Source organism: Novosphingobium sp. (assembly GCF_036733805.1).
Lineage (GTDB): Bacteria > Pseudomonadota > Alphaproteobacteria > Sphingomonadales > Sphingomonadaceae > Novosphingobium.
This window is the reverse complement of sequence record NZ_DAIMZT010000004.1, coordinates 1-14,895: the sequence shown is the minus strand read 5'-3', so window position 1 is coordinate 14,895 and position 14,895 is coordinate 1. Positions and strand designations below refer to the sequence as shown.

15 protein-coding genes are annotated in these 14,895 nt (G+C 61.2%); 8 read left to right on the top strand and 7 right to left on the bottom strand.

The window, feature by feature from the left end; all coding sequences use genetic code 11:
- The first annotated feature begins 84 nt into the window (after nucleotides 1–84).
- Both V7D69_RS01915 and V7D69_RS01910 read left to right on the top strand, forming a co-directional pair.
- The gene (locus tag V7D69_RS01915) at nucleotides 85–513 is read left to right on the top strand and encodes an MAPEG family protein (RefSeq protein WP_324063987.1); all 429 of its coding nucleotides are present in this window, start codon (nucleotides 85–87) and stop codon (nucleotides 511–513) included.
- Nucleotides 514–535: 22 nt separating this feature from the next.
- A complete protein-coding gene (locus V7D69_RS01910) occupies nucleotides 536–793 on the top strand; it encodes a hypothetical protein (protein ID WP_324063986.1) in 258 nt (85 codons plus the stop codon).
- A 6-nt stretch (nucleotides 794–799) separates the two neighbouring features.
- On the opposite strand, the gene V7D69_RS01905 is transcribed toward V7D69_RS01910, so the two are convergent.
- The 7 genes from V7D69_RS01905 to V7D69_RS01875 form a co-directional block, all read right to left on the bottom strand.
- Nucleotides 800–2,047, bottom strand: coding sequence for a class I SAM-dependent RNA methyltransferase (locus tag V7D69_RS01905; RefSeq protein WP_324063985.1), 1,248 nt, complete (start codon nucleotides 2,045–2,047; stop codon nucleotides 800–802).
- An 83-nt stretch (nucleotides 2,048–2,130) separates the two neighbouring features.
- Nucleotides 2,131–3,552 carry an NAD(P)H-hydrate epimerase gene (locus tag V7D69_RS01900; RefSeq protein WP_333604945.1) on the bottom strand — a complete coding sequence of 474 codons (1,422 nt, stop codon included), beginning with the start codon at nucleotides 3,550–3,552 and terminating at the stop codon, nucleotides 2,131–2,133.
- Nucleotides 3,539–3,934, bottom strand: coding sequence for a hypothetical protein (locus V7D69_RS01895; protein WP_333604944.1), 396 nt, complete (start codon nucleotides 3,932–3,934; stop codon nucleotides 3,539–3,541). Before V7D69_RS01895 ends, V7D69_RS01900 begins: the two co-directional genes overlap by 14 nt.
- 4 nt (nucleotides 3,935–3,938) lie before the next feature.
- Nucleotides 3,939–5,795, bottom strand: coding sequence for a dihydroxy-acid dehydratase (gene ilvD / locus V7D69_RS01890; RefSeq protein WP_333604943.1), 1,857 nt, complete (start codon nucleotides 5,793–5,795; stop codon nucleotides 3,939–3,941).
- A 92-nt stretch (nucleotides 5,796–5,887) separates the two neighbouring features.
- Nucleotides 5,888–6,613: an N-formylglutamate amidohydrolase gene (locus V7D69_RS01885; protein ID WP_333604942.1), complete on the bottom strand. Its 726-nt coding sequence runs from the start codon at nucleotides 6,611–6,613 to the stop codon at nucleotides 5,888–5,890.
- 75 nt (nucleotides 6,614–6,688) lie between these two features.
- Nucleotides 6,689–7,495: a 4-(cytidine 5'-diphospho)-2-C-methyl-D-erythritol kinase gene (locus tag V7D69_RS01880; protein ID WP_333604941.1), complete on the bottom strand. Its 807-nt coding sequence runs from the start codon at nucleotides 7,493–7,495 to the stop codon at nucleotides 6,689–6,691.
- Nucleotides 7,496–7,522: 27 nt separating this feature from the next.
- On the bottom strand, nucleotides 7,523–9,172 hold the full coding sequence (locus V7D69_RS01875) for an electron transfer flavoprotein-ubiquinone oxidoreductase (RefSeq protein WP_333604940.1): 1,650 nt from the start codon (nucleotides 9,170–9,172) through the stop codon (nucleotides 7,523–7,525).
- 89 nt (nucleotides 9,173–9,261) lie between these two features.
- Between V7D69_RS01875 and V7D69_RS01870 the strand changes: the two genes are divergently transcribed.
- The 6 genes from V7D69_RS01870 (at nucleotide 9,262) to zapE (ending at nucleotide 14,870) form a co-directional block, all read left to right on the top strand.
- Entirely contained in the window at nucleotides 9,262–10,011 is a 750-nt protein-coding gene (locus tag V7D69_RS01870) for a uracil-DNA glycosylase family protein (protein WP_324062588.1), read from the top strand.
- A 54-nt stretch (nucleotides 10,012–10,065) separates the two neighbouring features.
- Nucleotides 10,066–11,856, top strand: a complete 1,791-nt coding sequence (locus tag V7D69_RS01865; RefSeq protein WP_324062590.1) for a lytic transglycosylase domain-containing protein — start codon at nucleotides 10,066–10,068, stop codon at nucleotides 11,854–11,856.
- Nucleotides 11,846–12,373: a molybdenum cofactor biosynthesis protein B gene (moaB, locus tag V7D69_RS01860; RefSeq protein WP_324062592.1), complete on the top strand. Its 528-nt coding sequence runs from the start codon at nucleotides 11,846–11,848 to the stop codon at nucleotides 12,371–12,373. The genes V7D69_RS01865 and moaB overlap by 11 nt, the downstream gene beginning before the upstream one ends.
- A 118-nt stretch (nucleotides 12,374–12,491) precedes the next feature.
- Entirely contained in the window at nucleotides 12,492–13,274 is a 783-nt protein-coding gene (locus tag V7D69_RS01855) for a succinate dehydrogenase iron-sulfur subunit (protein WP_324062594.1), read from the top strand.
- 25 nt (nucleotides 13,275–13,299) lie between these two features.
- The gene (locus tag V7D69_RS01850) at nucleotides 13,300–13,758 is read left to right on the top strand and encodes a PaaI family thioesterase (RefSeq protein ID WP_324062596.1); all 459 of its coding nucleotides are present in this window, start codon (nucleotides 13,300–13,302) and stop codon (nucleotides 13,756–13,758) included.
- Nucleotides 13,755–14,870: a cell division protein ZapE gene (gene zapE / locus V7D69_RS01845; protein ID WP_333604939.1), complete on the top strand. Its 1,116-nt coding sequence runs from the start codon at nucleotides 13,755–13,757 to the stop codon at nucleotides 14,868–14,870. The genes V7D69_RS01850 and zapE overlap by 4 nt, the downstream gene beginning before the upstream one ends.
- Nucleotides 14,871–14,895: the final 25 nt, after the last annotated feature.

Below are 14,895 nucleotides of genomic sequence, written 5' to 3'. Positions count from 1 at the left end.
CGGTTGGAAAGGCGCCGTTGGAGAGATTGACAAGACCCGCTACGGGGCCGACGTTCGCATCCTGAAAAGGAAGGGGGACGAGACATGGTCGGAATGGCAATCCTGCAGCCTGTGGTCGCGCTCGCAGCGTGGACTATGGTCATGTGGTTCTGGCTTTACGGCACGCGCATTCCGGCGCTCAGCGCGGCGAAGGTCGATCCGGAAGAACTGGTCAATGACCCGAAGCTGACGCTTGACAACATATTGCCGCCGCAAGTGCAATGGAAAGCGCATAATTACAATCACCTGCACGAAGCGCCCACGGTGTTCTACGCCGTCGCCATCGTGCTCGCCGTGATCGGACAGGGTGATGGCCTTAACGCACAGATCGGCTGGGTCTATGTCGTTCTGCGGGTCATTCATTCACTGATCCAGGCAACGGTCAACAAGGTGACCCTGAGGTTTGCCATTTTCGCACTTTCCAGTTTCTGTCTGATGTTCCTGGTCGCGCGCGCGGCGCTGGCGATGTTCTAAAAAGGCCGATAGGACGCGGCGGATGGACTTTGACGACCAACTCCGCCGCTACTTCGGCACCGCAAACCTCGCCACAATCGCACCCGCCGCGCTCGAAGCGGGTGTCGACCGTATGCGTGTGGATTTCGGGATAGAGAACGATAAGCGGCGCAAGTTCGCGCTCTGGACCCTGATGTACATGTTCGGAGCAGCGCCGGACCTCGACATCGCCTTTGACAACGAGGACGATCGCAATGCCGCGCGCGACTTCATGGATCTGATGGATAAGGCCGGCGGTTGAACTCAGCTACTGCCGCAAGAACAAACTCACCAACTCCACATGCGTGGACCAGCGAAATTGGCCGACCGGCCGCAATTCCACCAGTCTGAACCCCGCTTCCACCAGCCTCGCTGCGTCGCGGGACCAGCTTGAGGGATTGCACGAGACATAGACCACCCGGTTCACGGTCGACTCCGCTATACATTCCACCTGTTCACGCGCTCCGGCGCGGGGCGGGTCCAGCAGAACGGCCTCGAACTTGTTCAACTCGTCGGATTGAAGGGGATTTCGAAACAAGTCTCGATGCATCGCGAAAATCGGCAGTTGCGCGCGCTCGGTGGCGGACTTGCAGGCAAGGTGAGCATCACGTGCGGCCTCCACGGCCAGCACTTTGGCGCCCTGTCCGGCGAGCGCGAACGCGAACGTGCCAAGACCCGAAAACAGGTCCGCCACCGTCGATACCCCCTCCAACCATTCGCGTGCCGCAGACACCAATGCCTGCTCGCCGTCGAGGGTCACCTGCAGGAACGAGCCCGGTGGGAACGGCACGGACACCGCCCCTAACCGGACGGTGACCGGCTCCGGTTCCCACACCGTCTCAAATCCGTAGCCACCGTCCATAGTCAGGCGCGCAAGGCGATGTTCGCGTGCGAAATCCAGCATCGCTTCGGTCCCGACGAGCCCTTCGGCGGTCAATCCTCTGATACCAAGATCGACTCCTTGCTCCACCAAAGTCATTTCAATGTCGGCCGCCATGCGCGGCTGCTGATGTCGGCCTTTCGCGCCCTTCCTCATCGGGGCGGCTTTGCCCATCGCGATCAGCAGCTTGCGCAACGGACTCAGCAGCACGACTAGCTCGGGCGCGAGGACCGGACATTCCTCCAATTCCACAAGGCGGTGCGAACGCGCCTCGCGATAGCCGATCACCACACGTCCGGCCGAGCTTTCCGCGCGCAGGCTGGCGCGCCGGCGCGTACCCGGCGGCGAAAGATGCGGCGAGGTTATACTCTCCGCACCCAGTTCCTGAGCGACGGAGGCATTGGACGCGCGCGCTTCCACAAAATCAGCCAGGCTTTTTTCATCAAGCTGCTGCAACTGGCAGCCGCCACAACGGCCGAAATGGCGGCACGGCGGCTGCACATGATGATGACCCCATTCGAGAGTACCGTCCTCATGCAGCAGGTCGCCTGGCGCCGCGCCCCAGGCGAAGCGGCCGGATGCGGTCACGCCGTCGCCTTTCGAGGCGATGCGCAGGATTTCTTCGGGCTCTGTCATCTTGCGCGCCCTACCTGCACAAACACCGTGAAATCCAATACAAAAAATCGCGGACTGATCGGACACTTACGGAAATTGCGGTCTTAGCGATGATCTAGGCTCGATGTTGACAGACACTCTGCCAGCGCCTGAGGCAACTTTGCCGCCAGTTGGCCCGCCGTAAAGGCCGGTCCACACAAACGCGCGGCCTGGCCGTGGAGCCAGACTCCCTCGCAAGCGGCTTCAAACGCCGTCGCGCCCGCCGCGACGCGACTGGCGATCACTCCCGCCAGCACGTCGCCGGTTCCCGCCGTGGAAAGCCACGATGTGGCGCGGGGCGCACAAACGAGCGCACCGTCAGGTGCGGCGATCACCGTATCCGGCCCCTTCGCCACTATCACCATACCGCTCGTCCGCGCCAAAGCTAGGGCGCGCTCAGGTCGGCTGCCTACGCCGTCACATTCGAAGCTGCGCTCAAGGGCAATCAATTCGCCTTCGTGCGGCGTGGCGATAGTAGGAGCGCTTCGTTCGGCCAGCGCCCGTGGCGAAAGCAGCACCAGCGCATCGGCGTCCGTCACGACGGCAACGGAATCGGCCAGCGCCACCGCAAGCCTTTCGCGGGCCCGGCCGTCACGGCCCAGACCGGGTCCGACCAGGACGGCGTTGTTCCGATTGTCAGCCAGCACTTCGGAAAGAGGCCCGGTTTCGACAACCAGATCGGCCGCTGCGTTGCATTTATGGTCAGCGAACAGCTTGACGTAACCGGCACCTGCCCCTTGCGCGGCCGTGGCCGCCAGCATCGCCGCGCCCGGCATGTGCCCTGCCACTACCGCAAGCAGCCCGCGTCGGTACTTATGTGCATCAGCCAAGGGCGCCGCAATACGAGGTTCGCTCAGCGTCCGTGCCGCTCCATCGACCGCTGCCACCCCGATCGGCACTAGCCGTAGCGTTCCGGTGATGGCGGCGGAGGGCATAAGGAAGTGCGCGAATTTCCAGGCGCCGAGCGAGATCGTGAGATCGAAATGCGGCAGTCCATCATTGAGCTGCATGCCGCTGTCTGATTGCACGCCGCTGGGTAAATCAATAGCCACGCGGTGACGATGAGACGAGGCCATGCGCTGAAGCAACGCCAAATGCTTGTCCGATAACGGCCGCGTCAACCCGCTGCCGAACAGGCAATCGACCAGCACATCGCCGTTCGCATCGGCCTGGGGCGTCGACACCTCTCCACCGTAAAGCGCGCGGGCACTACGAGCGGCATCAGTTTTCGGCTCGGCGGCGGCAACCACCGAGACTGCTCCCCCGCGCTCCCGGATTGTTTCGGCAATGACATAGCCATCGCCACCGTTGTTTCCGGGACCACAAAGGACAGTAACCTTGCGATGCGCGGCGATGCGCCAAACCCAATCCGCCGCCCCGCGACCGGCGATCTGCATTAAGGAATCTACGCTGGCGCCGGCCTCGACCAATGCCCGTTCGGCCGCGCGCATCTGCGCTACCGTCAGAATCTGGTCAGTGTGCGTCATGGACTTTGGCTGTGACTGGAAAAAGATATCGGTCAGCCGCCACGCTCACATCCAGCTTTCCGTCGGCCAGCGTGGTTCGCGCCGGCTCTGCCCCGTCAGCCACCGCCAGGCCGGTTCCGTCCGTCATCACGCTGAAGCGGCGGAACGCGCCGTCGGGATGATGGACGACAAGTGTGAGCCGGCCGTCCTTTTCCGAACGCTCGACGGAACAGACCTCGGCCAATTTCGCCGAACCACCAACGGCGCAGGCAATATGTTCATCGCCGGCTGCGACGGACGGCGCTTCGTGATGCGATGAGCAGCCGACCGGAAGAATGAGCAGCAGGTGCCCCGCACATCGCCCCAACTTTCGAGGGAACGAAGGTGCGGTCGCTACCCCCATCGCCTTACACCCGCTTAAGCTGCGACACGTCGCGAACCGCGCCCTTTGCCGCGCTGGTGGCCATCGCCGCGTAAGCTTGCAACGCGGCGGACACCTTGCGCTTGCGCGGGTGAACCGGGCTCCACGCATCGCTTCCCCGTGCCTCCTGTACCGCGCGGCGATGGCTCAGCACCTCGTCGCTCACCAGCAGATTGATCGTGCGGCCGGGAATGTCGATTTCGATCGTGTCATCGTTTTCGACAAGGCCGATCTCGCCGCCTTCCGCGGCTTCAGGTGAAACGTGACCGATCGAAAGGCCGGAAGTGCCCCCCGAAAAGCGGCCATCGGTCAGCAAGGCACAGGCTTTGCCCAGCCCCTTCGATTTCAGGTAGCTGGTAGGATAAAGCATTTCCTGCATACCAGGTCCACCGCGCGGCCCTTCATAGCGGATCACCACCACATCGCCCGCCTGCACTTCCCCACCTAGAATGCCGGCCACTGCCGCGTCCTGGCTTTCGTAGACCCGCGCTTTGCCGGTGAACTTCAGGATGCTGTCATCGACGCCCGCAGTCTTCACAATGCAACCATCACGGGCAATGTTGCCATAAAGCACGGCAAGGCCGCCGTCTTGGCTGAAGGCGTGTTCCTTGTTGCGGATCACGCCCTTCTCCCGGTCCAAATCAAGCTCGTCCCACCGGCGGGACTGGCTGAAGGCCACTTGCGTCGGGACCCCACCCGGCGCGGCCTTATAGAATTGCTGCACCGAGGGCTCATTCGTGCGAGCGATATCCCAGCGGTCAAGCGCATCGCCCAGCGTCTTGGAATGGACAGTCGGAAGATCGATGTGCAACAAGCCGGCACGGTCCAATTCGCCCAGGATCGCCATGATGCCGCCAGCCCGGTGAACGTCTTCCATGTGCACGTCCGCCTTGGCGGGCGCGACCTTGGAAAGGCACGGCACCTTGCGACTGAGCCGATCGATATCGGCCATAGTGAAATCCACCCCCGCCTCGCTCGCCGCGGCGAGCAAGTGAAGCACGGTATTGGTAGAACCGCCCATTGCGATATCCAGGCTCATCGCATTTTCGAACGCGCCGAAGCTGGCGATGGAGCGCGGCAGGACGCTTTCGTCCTCCTGCCCGTAATAGCGCCGACACAGATCCACGACCAGACGTCCCGCTTCCAGGAACAGCCGTTCACGATCGGCGTGTGTGGCCAGCGTGGAACCGTTTCCGGGCAGCGAGAGGCCCAGCGCCTCGGTAAGGCAGTTCATGGAGTTTGCGGTGAACATACCCGAACACGAACCACAGGTCGGGCACGCCGAGCGCTCGATCGCCTGAACCTCCTCATCCGTATAATGCTCGTCAGCGGCGGCGACCATGGCATCGACCAAGTCAAGCGCGAGTTCCTTGCCCTTCAGCACCACCTTGCCGGCCTCCATCGGTCCGCCAGAGACGAACACCGCCGGAATATTGAGCCGCATGGCGGCGATCAGCATTCCGGGCGTGATCTTGTCGCAATTGGAAATGCAGACCATGGCGTCGGCACAATGTGCGTTGACCATGTATTCCACGCTGTCGGCGATGAGGTCGCGACTAGGCAGCGAATAAAGCATGCCGTCATGGCCCATAGCGATGCCATCGTCGACCGCGATGGTGTTGAACTCTTTAGCGACGCCGCCCGCGGCCTCGATCTCCCGAGCGACCAGTTGGCCCAGATCTTTAAGATGCACGTGGCCCGGCACGAATTGCGTGAAAGAGTTTACCACCGCGATGATCGGCTTGCCGAAGTCATCGTCCTTCATGCCTGTCGCGCGCCACAGGCCCCTTGCACCAGCCATGTTACGGCCGTGAGTCGAGGTGCGAGAACGATAGGCAGGCATGATTTAACTCCAAACTCTTCCAGCGCAGATACACAGGCAGCGCCATCAGCGCCCTACTCCACCCTACCCCCCAATCGAAACAAAAAGTAGAGTTACTCGCCCATCTCCAGAGCGATCCTGTTGCATATTCGCGCCAAGCGTTCCGCCCAAACGGCCTGCCCCGCGGCATCGGCGATCAGATCCTGACGCACTTCCACGCTCAGGTAAGGGCGCCCTTCCGCCTCGGCATGCCGGTTCATCGTAGCGTTCAGGAGCTTGCCCGAATAGGGTTCCTGATCGCCCACGATCAGCCCTTCGGCTTCCAGCAGCGGTATGGCAATACGCGCGGCGCGGTCGTCCTGGTTATAAAGAATACCAACTTGCCACGGCCGTGGCCTGTCGGAGGTAAACAAGCGCGGCGTGAAACTGTGCAGCGAAAGAATCAGCGCCGGTGGAACTGCATCGAGCAATTCCGCCAACCGCCGGTGATAAGGCTCGAAGAAACGGATAATCCGGCTGCTGCGTCCTTGCGTGCAAAGCACGTTGCCGGGCACCACGTGGCCATCGCTGATTTCAGGAAGAAGACCGGACCCATCGCGATCACGGTTCAGATCGCAAACAAGGCGACTGACGTTCGCAAGATAGGCAGCGATGCCGGGACGTATCATCCGCTCAGCAACGCCCGCCACACCGATATCGATGGCGATGTGCTGATTCAACAATTCTGGGGAGATGTGAAGATTGATGTCCTCCGGCACTCGGTTTGACGCATGATCCGCAACGACCAGGATCCCGCCGAAACGCGGCTCCCCCAGTACACGGAAAACCTCTGAATCCAAAATCACCTCCGTTCGCGTCGCTTGAAGTCGAGATCCCCGATGTTGGACAGAACGGCGAAAATCGGCGGAGCAAACTTAGCGCAACTTCCCCGTCAGTCGCCACCAGTCAGGATGGTTTTCCGCCAGCTTTTCCGCAGCCAGGAGCATCGCCGGCTCACTTTCATACAATGCAAAGCATGTCGCGCCAGAGCCTGACATTCGGGCAAGGAGCGGCGCCGTTTTGCGCAAGGCCGACAAGATTTCCGCGATCACCGGACAAAGCATGATCGCGGGCGCTTCAAGATCGTTGCGCCAGGCAGATGCGACTTGGCGGATAGAACCCGTCGGAAGCGCTCCTCGATCCACACCGTCCCACGCCTTAAACACCGGCCCGGTCGGCACCGGCACGCGGGGGTTCACCAGCAGGACGGGCATTCCGGTGAGATCATTCTCAACCCCCTCCAGGTCAGTGCCGGTGCCGGTGCCGATACAGGAGACGGAACGTACACAGGCGGGAACATCGGCGCCTAACCTCGCCGCGCGCTGGCGCCAATCTTCAGGCAGGCCATGGACTCGCTCAATCATGCGAAAGACCGCACCAGCGTCCGCCGAACCACCGCCCAGCCCTGCCGCGACCGGCAAGCGCTTTTCCAGCTGCACAGTCCAGCCTTGACCATGCGGCAATGCAGCAAGTGCCTTGGCAACGATATTATCGAACGGATCGTCAATACCGGCGGCAAACTCGCCGTGGGTAGTCAGACTGTCCCTCTCGGCGGGGGTCGCAAACAGCCGGTCGCCATCATCCATGAAGGCAAAAAGCGTTTCCAGTTCATGGTAACCATCCTCGCGCCGCCGGCGGACGTGCAGCGCAAGGTTGATCTTGGCGTAAGCGATTTCGTGCATCAGGTCCTGCCCGGCGCGGCAGAAGATTTACATGTTCGGGTAGTTTGGACCACCGCCACCTTCCGGCGTCACCCATTCGATATTTTGCGTCGGGTCCTTGATGTCGCAGGTTTTGCAATGCACGCAGTTCTGGGCATTGATCTGCAAGCGCATACCGCCGCCGTCCGGATCGACGAACTCATAAACACCCGCCGGGCAATAACGCGCCTCGGGTCCTGCGTAGACCGGCAGGTTGATCTCCGTCGGGATCGTGGGATCCTTAAGCTTGAGATGGACCGGCTGGTCCTCCTCATGGTTAGTGAAGGAGTACGAGACGCTGGTCAGTCGATCGAAGCTGATAACCCCATCGGGCTTAGGGTACTCAATAGGTTGATAGAGGTCGGCACGCTGAGTTTCCGAGGCATCGGTATGGTGCTTCATCGGCTTGGCCAGCCCAAAGCCGAAAAGCGTGCGCAGCCACATGTCGGCGCCGGCCAGGATCGTGCCCATCTCGCCGCCCCACTTGGCGACCATCGGCTCGGCGTTCTGAACGAGTTTCAATTCCTTGGCGATCCAGCTCGAGCGCACGGCGGCGTCATATTCCTGCAGTGTGTCCTGCTCGCGGCCCGCCTTGATCGCACCGGCGATTGCTTCGGCGGCAAGCATGCCGCTTTTCATGGCGGTATGAGTGCCCTTGATGCGCGGCACGTTGACGAAACCCGCAGAGCAACCCGCCAGGACGCCGCCGGGGAAAGCAAGTTGCGGCACTGACTGCCAGCCGCCCTCGTTGATCGCGCGCGCGCCATAAGCAACCCGCTTGCCGCCTTCCAGGATCGCGCGGATTTCCGGGTGCTGCTTCCAGCGCTGGAACTCCTCGAATGGATAGACGTAGGGGTTTTTGTAATCGAGCGCGGTAACGAAACCCAGGGCGACCTGATTGTTCGCCTGATGATACAGGAAGCCACCGCCCCAGGCGTCGTGCTCACTCAGCGGCCAGCCCTGCGTGTGAATCACCCGGCCGGGCCGGTGCTTTTCGGGATCGATGTCCCACAATTCCTTGATGCCGAGCCCGTAGATCTGCGGCTGGCAATTGGCTTCCAGATCGTACCTAGCCTTAAGCCGCTTGGTCAGATGGCCGCGTGCGCCTTCGCAGAACACAGTATATTTGCCGACCAGGTTCATCCCTGGCTGGAAATCCGCTTTCTGATTGCCTTCGCGGTCGATCCCCATATCGCCGGTCTGGACGCCAATGACAGCGCCCTTGTCGTTATAAAGTATCTCTGCAGCGGGAAAGCCGGGAAAAATCTCCACTTCCAGTGCTTCGGCCTGTTCGGCAAGCCAGCGGCACAAGTTCCCCAGAGAGCCGGTGTAATTGCCGTCGTTCGACATGAAAGGCGGCTGGATCAGATGTGGGATCGCAAGCTTTCCCTTTTTGGTCAGATGCCAATGCCAGTTGTCCGTCACGGGCGTTTCGGCCAGGGGGCAACCGTCTTCGCGCCAGGCGGGCAGCAGTTCGTCAAGTGCCTTGGGATCGATTGTAGCGCCTGAAAGAATGTGCGCGCCGATTTCCGAACCTTTTTCGAGGACGCAGACCGATAATTCAGGATCTACCTGCTTGAGCCGGATCGCCGTCGCCAACCCGGCAGGACCACCGCCGACAACAACAACGTCATAAGGCATTTCTTCACGTTCAATCATCGGGTCCCCCGGAAAGTCGTTGCGTCGGCCGCGCGCTTAATTAGTGAAGTGCCTTGATTGCTCGAGCGCGGCAGGTCAAGACCCACACGATGGATCAAGCCGCAGACCCGGATTTTCTCGCCGACTTTACCGCCGCGCTCGACTGGTGGCGCGAGGCGGGGGTTGATTGCGATTTTTTCGATCAACCGCGCACATGGCTTTCCCGATCCGAAACGCAAACAGAAGAGCATCCAGCGCCGGCACGCCGCGCTTCGCGGGAGCAAGAGGAAACTGCAGCGCCCTTGGCGCGCATAGATCGCGCTTCGCTTCCGCAGGACCTTGCTGCGTTTGCGTCCTGGTGGCTCGATGAGCCGCTGCTGGACGACGGCGGCTTGGGCGAACGGATCCCGCCTCGCGGGCCCGCCGGCGCAAAACTGATGATCGTGATTGAGGAGCCGGAGCCGCAAGATCGCGAGAAGTTGCTGACCGGCCCGCAAGGCCGCTTGCTGGACGCCATGCTGAGCGCCGCTGGGATTGGCCGGGACGGCGTCTATCTGGCCAGCGCCCTTCCACGGCACACGCCCGCTGCAAACTGGAGCGCTCTGGCAGAGCGGGGAATCGGACAAATACTTGCCCATCATGTCAGCCTGGTGGCGCCGGAGCGTCTGATTGTGTTCGGAGGTAACACTTTGTCGCTCCTTGGCCACGAATCACCGCAACGCGCTGCCGTTCCATCGCAACATAACCAAGAAGGGCAAGCAGTGCCGATGCTTGCCTGCTGGGGCCTTCTTGCGCTGTTGAAGCAGCCGCGCGCGAAGCTGGCCTGGTGGAAAGCCTGGCTCGAATGGACCGCTTGCTGACCGGCGATGCCATTGGGTGAGGATCGGCATACTGTACAGCACGACGTGCGGGGAATGATTTTGAATAAGAAGATCAAGGCAGGATGGCTGTTGGGCCTCGCCGCCTCCGTGGCGTCCGGGCTGGCGACGCCTGCTCTGGCGAATAGCGCTGCCGTCGATTATTTCCGCATGCGCGCCGATCGCACCGCCGTTCCTTCGCTGCTCAGCCAGGATGACCGCACCTATTACAAGCAGATGTTCGACGCGATCGACGCGAAGGACTGGGCCACGGTGCAGAAGATGCTTGCGGACCGTCCCGACGGCCCGCTGCACCAGCAGGCGCGCGCCGAATACTATCTTGCCGCAGGTTCTCCCAAGATCGAATTGCCCGAACTGCAGGCGTGGCTGGCGGAAGGGACCGAGTTGCCCGACGCCGATCAGATCAGCCGCCTCGCGCTCAAGCGGGGGGCAGAAACCGTTCCGACGATTCCGGTTGAACAACAGTTTGCCCGCTTGCCCTCAATGCCCAGGCGCAGTCGTCCCGCGTCGATCGAAGATGGAACGATGCCCGGCGCCATCTCGTCAGGCATCCTGGATCGAATCAAAAATGACGATCCCGTTGGGGCCCGCACGTTGCTAGACGGCATCGACGCGAGTCTGAGCACTTCCTCCCAGGCCGAGTGGCGCCAACGTGTCGCTTGGAGCTTTTATATCGAGAACCAGGATGCGTCCGCTTATCAAATGGCGCAACTCGCCGCCCTTGGAACCGGACCTTGGGTCAGTGAGGCTTGGTGGACGGCAGGGCTCGCCGCGTGGCGCTTGGGCGATTATGACGGCGCGACCGACGCTTTCGGCAAGGCCGTGCAGAGTTCCGAGAATGCGGAACTGACAAGCGCCGCGCATTATTGGCAAAGCCGTGCCTTCATCCGCCAGCGCCATCCGGAAAAAGCGGCCGAGGCGTTGCGCCTGGCGGCCAAGCGCGACGAGACGCTTTACGGCATGTTGGCTGCAGAGCAGCTTGGCCTGAAATTGCCGGAACAACATGCCGAGGCTGACTTCACTCAGGCGGATTGGCAGCGGCTTCGCGCTAACACGAACGTTCGCGCCGCGGTTGAGCTTGCGGAGATCGGCAAAGACGGCCTGGCTGACGAGGTGCTGCGGCATCAGGCCAAAATCGGCGACGCCGAGCAATATGCATCGCTGGCAAGGTTGGCGCGTGACCTTGGCCTCCCCTCGACTCAGCTCTGGATGGCCTACAACGCGCCTTACGGCGGCAGGTCCGAACCGGCCACCCGCTTCCCCACGCCCAAATGGACGCCCGCTGGGGGCTGGAAAGTCGATCCCGCGCTGGTTTATGCTCATACCCTGCAGGAATCGCTGTTCCAGACAACGATCGTCAGCCCAGCTGGCGCTCGGGGCTTGATGCAGATCATGCCTTCAGCGGCCAAAGATCACGCCGCGGAAATCGGGGTAACGGGCTCCGCCGGCGATCTTGATAAACCGGAAGTCAATCTCGCTTTCGGACAGCGGCATCTGCTGATGCTTAAGGGTGCGCCCTGCACCCAGGGCCTGCTTCCCAAGGTGATGGCCGCCTACAACGCCGGCGTCCTTCCAGTCGCCCGCTGGAACAGCGATATAAAGGATCAGGGTGATCCGCTTCTTTGGATGGAATCGCTGCCTTATTGGGAAACGCGCGGCTATGTGAACATTGTCCTGCGCAATTACTGGATGTACGAAAGGCAGGCTGGCGGCCCTTCAGAAAGCCGCATAGCACTGGCACAAGATATGTGGCCTACCTTCCCCGGTCTCTCCGGGTCGCAGGGCGTGCGCATAGCGGCAAACGGAGCAATATTGCGTGGCCATTGATCTGGAACGCACCTTCAAGCCGATTAATATCGCACTCCTGACTGTTTCCGACACCCGCGGCCCTGACGAAGATACCTCTGGCAACATTCTGGCGCAGCGGATCGAGGGGGCGGGGCATCGCCTGGTCGCCCGCGCGATCGAAAAGGACGACGCCGCCCGCATCGCCGAGCGCCTGAACGGTTGGATCGCCGATCCCGGAGTGGACGCAATCGTTTCCACCGGCGGCACCGGCTTAACGGGCCGTGATGTGACGCCAGAGGCCCTGGATCGGGTGAAGGATAAGGAAATTCCCGGCTTCGGAGAACTGTTCCGCTGGCTTTCATATAAGACGATCGGCACCTCGACCGTACAGAGCCGTGCGATCGCCGTGGTGGCTCGCGGAACTTATATCTTTGCCTTGCCGGGGTCCAACGGCGCGGTGAAGGACGGTTGGGATGGGATTCTGGCTGAACAGCTCGATAGTCGCAACCGCCCCTGCAACTTCGTGGAACTGATGCCTCGCCTTCGCGAAGTGTAAAGCGATATCGGCGCCGCGCCTTCTCAACACTCGCCTCTTGCTCCGCGCCGCCGAATCGCTAGAGGGGTGACCAACAGTCGCGGCTTATGCCGCAGTGCGAGATCACGGGGATTCTTTCATGGCGCAATTCACCCTCCCGGCCAACAGCAAGATCAAGAAGCAAGGCGCGGTTCACAAGGCGGAAGGTGCTGCACGGGTCAAGAAGTTTACCGTTTACCGCTACGATCCCGATTCAGGCGAGAATCCGCGTTACGATACGTTTGAGATCGATCTCGACAAATGCGGACCGATGGTTCTCGACGCGCTTATCAAGATGAAGAGCGAACAGGACCCGACGTTGACGTTCCGCCGCTCCTGCCGCGAAGGCATCTGCGGTTCCTGCGCGATGAACATGAACGGCAAGAACGGCCTTGCCTGCACGACCGCGATCGAGGACCTCAAGGGAGACATCCGGATCACGCCGCTGCCGCACATGGACGTGATTAAGGACCTGGTCCCTGATTTCACGCACTTTTATGCGCAGTACGCCTCCATTCGCCCGTGGCTGCAGACCGTCTCCACCACCCCTTCCGGCAAGGAGCGCCTGCAAAGCCCCGAACAGCGTGAGAAGCTGGACGGGCTTTACGAATGCATTCTTTGCGCTTGCTGCTCGACTTCGTGCCCCAGCTATTGGTGGAACTCTGACAAGTTCCTTGGCCCCGCCATCCTGCTCCAGGCGTATCGCTGGCTGGCAGACAGCCGCGACGAGATGACGGGCGAGCGGCTGGACGAGCTGGAAGACCCATTCCGACTTTACCGCTGCCACACTATCATGAACTGTGCGAATGTGTGCCCCAAGGGCCTCTCGCCGGCTCGCGCGATTGCCGAAATCAAGAAGATGCAGGCAGAACGCCAAGTCTGACACTTTCCGAGACGCAGGCTTTCCGGTGGAATCAACCGGCCATTTCAGCCATGTGCCCGATCCCGAATATCCGGGCTGGCACACCTGGCAATTGATGGACGAAACGCGCTTCAATGCGCACGGGCTGGGCCGCATGTTAGTGCGCCGGGAAGGTGAATGCAGCGCGCGCCTGCGCCTTTACAAAACGGAAGTCCGGCACAGCAATCTGCAAAACAGCGTCCATGGCGGCGTCACCCTCGCTCTGATCGACGTAGCGATGTTCGCAACGATCTTTACCGTCCTTGGCGTCGATCCCGTCGGATCCGTCACAGTGGATCTGCACAGTCAATTCCTTGGTGCGGGGAAGATCGGCGAACCGCTCGACGTCATTTCGGAAGTCATGAAGGAAACGCACCGACTGGTCTTTCTGCGCGGCACCGTCGAGCAGGATGACCATCTCGTTGCCAGCTATATCGGCACGGTCCGCAAGCCGAGCAAACGATGACGGCCATGCTTGAACGTTACGAAACGTTGGTAGCGACCGGCGAGTTGCGGATCGATTCCGAACAAGCCGCCGCGGCCGAACGCTTGAACCGGCTCCAACGCGAACTTTACAAGACTTCTTCTGCGACCGGCCTGATCGGCAGGTTGTTGGGCAAGAAGGCGGCCTCGCCCCGCGGTATTTACATGTGGGGCGGCGTTGGTCGTGGCAAGTCGATGTTGATGGATCTTTTCATCCAGACGCTCGATATTCCGAACAAGCGTCGCGTGCATTTCCACGCCTTCATGCTGGAGGTGCACGCCCTTTTGCGCGAAGAGCGCAAGAAGGAGAGCGGCGATCCCATTCCCCCGGTCGCGGCGGCGCTCGCTCGCAATGTGCGATGCCTCGCGTTCGACGAGATGGTGGTCAACAATTCCGCCGATGCCATGATAATGAGCAGGCTCTTCACGCATCTGATTGCCAACGAAGGGGTGACGATCGTCACCACCAGCAACCGCGCGCCATCCGAACTTTACAAAGATGGCCTCAACCGCGAGCACTTCCTGCCATTCATCAGCCTGATTGAGCGCGAACTGGACGTGCTGACGCTGAACGGCCCTACGGACTATCGCTTGCAACGTCTTGGCGGCATGCCAACCTGGCATATGCCGCTGAGCGAACATGCCACGGAGCAAGTGCGCGAAATCTTCTACCGCCTGACGGACTATCCGCCCGAGGATAGCGCTCATGTTCCGTCGGAGGAGCTTGATGTGAGCGGCGGGCGCAAACTGCACGTGCCGAAAAGCCTCAAAGGCGTGGGTGTCTTCAGCTTCAAACGCCTTTGCGGCGAACCCCGCGGTGCAGCGGACTACCTGGCAATCGCCCTCGCCTATCACACGGTGATCGTGGTCGGCATTCCCAAGATGGGTCCGGACAGGCGCAATGAAGCCGCCCGCTTCGTAACGCTGATCGACGCACTATACGAAAATAGGGTGAAATTAATCGCCGCAGCAGACGCAACGCCGGAAGACCTTTACCAGGCCGGAACCGGCCGCTTCGAATTCGAACGTACTGTCAGCCGCCTTAACGAAATGCAGAGCGCCGATTATCTGGCGCTGGGGCACGGCGAAGCCTGAACTGGTTAACGAGTCCCGAATCGGG